The following is a 1588-nucleotide window of genomic DNA, read 5'->3' as shown; positions in this document are numbered from 1 at the left end:
AACGTGGACCGCGTGGCGGCCAGGGCGCCGGCAAGCCGCAACGTGCGGCGCGTCCGTACGGCCACCCGGCCAGCGCGCCGAGCTTTCCCTCCGACCATGCCAACCCCGGTTTCAATCCGTACGGCCAGCAGCCGCGCGGCCCGCGTCCGCAGGGACGGCCTGGCGGCGGCAATCGCCCGCAGCAGGCCGGTCCGCGGCCAGGGCCGGGCGGTCGTCCTGCAGGCGGCCGTGGTCCTGGCGGTCGACCGGGTGGAGGCGGTGGAAGGCCCGGCGGTGGCGGCCAGCGCGGCCCCCGCGGCGGTGGCCACGGCTGAAGCGACACCAAGAAGGCGCCCACGGGCGCCTTCTTCGCATGTGCGGATCGGAGGCGCGGACTTCATGGCGACTTCATCGCCGCTCCGCGAACGGCCTGCACGCTGCACGCCTTTCCGTGATGGAGCGCGTGCCAGATCATGCAGGATTGCCGTTATGACGTGATCGTCGTGGGGGCCGGCTTCGCCGGCCTCGCCTGCGCACGGGAACTTGCCATGCATGGCCTGCGGGTCTGCGTGATCGACCGCAAGCAGGACCTCGGCGAACGCATGCACACCACCGGCATCCTGGTACAGGAAGCCTGCGATGCGCCGCTGCTGGCCGGCTTGCCGCCGGCACTCGTGCGTGCCGTGCCGCACGTGCGCCTGTACGCCCCCAACCTGCGCAGCGTGCGGCTCGGCGCGGAGGGCTATCGCTTCTACACCACCGATACACCGGCGCTGCTGCGCTGGATGGGCCAGCGCGCCGAAGCCTGCGGCGTCGAGCTGAAACGTGGCCTTGCCTTCCGTGACGCCACCCGTACGACAACCGGATGGCGGCTGGACGGTATCGGCGAGGCCCGCGTGCTCGTCGGCGCCGACGGCGCACGCTCGCGGGTCGCGGAGAAGCTGGGGCTGGGTCGTGTGGACCAGTATCTCCATGGCGTGGAATACGAGTTCGACGGCTTCGCCCTGCGCGAACCCGATGCCCTGCACTGCTTCATCAGCAAGCGCTTCGCGCCGGGCTACCTGGGCTGGGTAGCGCAGACACCGACCGGCGTGCAGGCCGGTCTCGCCCGGCGATACCGCTCCGGCGGCACGCATGTGCCGGACATGGCGGGCTTCCTCCAGCACGTCGCGCCGATGACCGGACTGTCCGTCACGCGACGACCCGACAGCATCCGCACGGGGCTGATTCCCTGCGGCGGTCCGGTCCGGCCGATGCAGCGCGAAGACATCGTGCTGATCGGCGATGCGGCGGGCATGGTGTCGCCGCTGACGGCAGGCGGCATCCATGCCGGACTGAGGCACGGCGCGATGGTGGGACGCAGCCTGGCCCGCTCCMTGTCGGGACGCGCCGGGCCGGATGTGGCGTCGCCGCCGCCGGTCCCGGGGTTTGCGTTCAAGCGCGCCCTGCGATGGGCCTTCGACCACGCGCAGTTCGATGTTCCGGTGAACCTGCTGTTGGCGGCACGTCCGATGCGACGCGTCGTCGAGCAACTCTGCTTCCACCGGCGCGGCGATCCGCCCCCCGCCCCGGCGGCGGGCGATTGAGCAGGATCAAGGCCGTCGAATGC

1 protein-coding gene and 1 pseudogene are annotated in these 1588 nt (G+C 71.8%); both read left to right on the top strand.

All coding sequences use genetic code 11. The features are described from left to right. Positions 1-314 (top strand): annotated as a pseudogene (locus AC04L7_RS18320) (pseudouridine synthase); the annotation flags it as partial. Positions 315-452: 138 nt separating this feature from the next. Further along, on the top strand, positions 453-1565 hold the full coding sequence (locus AC04L7_RS18315) for an NAD(P)/FAD-dependent oxidoreductase (protein ID WP_475513650.1): 1113 nt from the start codon (positions 453-455) through the stop codon (positions 1563-1565). Positions 1566-1588 lie beyond the last annotated feature (23 nt).

This window comes from Pseudoxanthomonas sp. LjRoot204_2, assembly GCF_056175765.1.
This window is presented reverse-complemented; position numbering and strand designations above follow the sequence as displayed.